This window comes from Pseudomonas sp. GP01-A4 (assembly GCF_058780865.1).
The window spans coordinates 1-1763 of sequence record NZ_JBYSWF010000137.1 but is presented as its reverse complement, the minus strand read 5'-3'; the positions used below and the strand labels follow the sequence as shown (position 1 = coordinate 1763).

Here is a 1763-nt window from a genome sequence, read left to right as displayed (position 1 = left end):
GAAGCTTGCTGGAGGTATCAGAAGTGCGAATGCTGACATGAGTAACGATAATGGGTGTGAAAAACACCCACGCCGAAAGACCAAGGTTTCCTGCGCAACGTTAATCGACGCAGGGTTAGTCGGTCCCTAAGGCGAGGCTGAAAAGCGTAGTCGATGGAAAACAGGTTAATATTCCTGTACTTCTGGTTATTGCGATGGAGGGACGGAGAAGGCTAGGCCAGCTTGGCGTTGGTTGTCCAAGTTTAAGGTGGTAGGCTGGAATCTTAGGTAAATCCGGGATTCTAAGGCCGAGAGCTGATGACGAGTTATCTTTTAGATGACGAAGTGGTTGATGCCATGCTTCCAAGAAAAGCTTCTAAGCTTCAGGTAACCAGGAACCGTACCCCAAACCGACACAGGTGGTTGGGTAGAGAATACCAAGGCGCTTGAGAGAACTCGGGTGAAGGAACTAGGCAAAATGGCACCGTAACTTCGGGAGAAGGTGCGCCGGTGAGGGTGAAGGACTTGCTCCGTAAGCTCATGCCGGTCGAAGATACCAGGCCGCTGCGACTGTTTATTAAAAACACAGCACTCTGCAAACACGAAAGTGGACGTATAGGGTGTGACGCCTGCCCGGTGCCGGAAGGTTAATTGATGGGGTTAGCTAACGCGAAGCTCTTGATCGAAGCCCCGGTAAACGGCGGCCGTAACTATAACGGTCCTAAGGTAGCGAAATTCCTTGTCGGGTAAGTTCCGACCTGCACGAATGGCGTAACGATGGCGGCGCTGTCTCCACCCGAGACTCAGTGAAATTGAAATCGCTGTGAAGATGCAGTGTATCCGCGGCTAGACGGAAAGACCCCGTGAACCTTTACTATAGCTTTGCACTGGACTTTGAATTTGCTTGTGTAGGATAGGTGGGAGGCTTTGAAGCGTGGACGCCAGTTCGCGTGGAGCCAACCTTGAAATACCACCCTGGCAACTTTGAGGTTCTAACTCAGGTCCGTTATCCGGATCGAGGACAGTGTATGGTGGGTAGTTTGACTGGGGCGGTCTCCTCCTAAAGAGTAACGGAGGAGTACGAAGGTGCGCTCAGACCGGTCGGAAATCGGTCGTAGAGTATAAAGGCAAAAGCGCGCTTGACTGCGAGACAGACACGTCGAGCAGGTACGAAAGTAGGTCTTAGTGATCCGGTGGTTCTGTATGGAAGGGCCATCGCTCAACGGATAAAAGGTACTCCGGGGATAACAGGCTGATACCGCCCAAGAGTTCATATCGACGGCGGTGTTTGGCACCTCGATGTCGGCTCATCACATCCTGGGGCTGAAGCCGGTCCCAAGGGTATGGCTGTTCGCCATTTAAAGTGGTACGCGAGCTGGGTTTAGAACGTCGTGAGACAGTTCGGTCCCTATCTGCCGTGGACGTTTGAGATTTGAGAGGGGCTGCTCCTAGTACGAGAGGACCGGAGTGGACGAACCTCTGGTGTTCCGGTTGTCACGCCAGTGGCATTGCCGGGTAGCTATGTTCGGAATAGATAACCGCTGAAAGCATCTAAGCGGGAAACTAGCCTCAAGATGAGATCTCACTGGAACCTTGAGTTCCCTGAAGGGCCGTCGAAGACTACGACGTTGATAGGTTGGGTGTGTAAGCGCTGTGAGGCGTTGAGCTAACCAATACTAATTGCCCGTGAGGCTTGACCATATAACACCCAAGCAATTTGCGTCGAAGAGACCAGATTGCGGTGTGTGAAGACGAAACGAACCGAAAGTTCGAGATCTTGCAAA

1 rRNA gene (running past one end of the window) is annotated in these 1763 nt (G+C 52.1%); it reads left to right on the top strand.

Annotated features, from left to right (window positions below):
- Positions 1-1680: ribosomal RNA gene (locus tag AC3WKX_RS34040) — 23S ribosomal RNA — on the top strand; it begins 1313 nt to the left of the window's first position.
- The last annotated feature ends 83 nt before the right edge of the window (positions 1681-1763 follow it).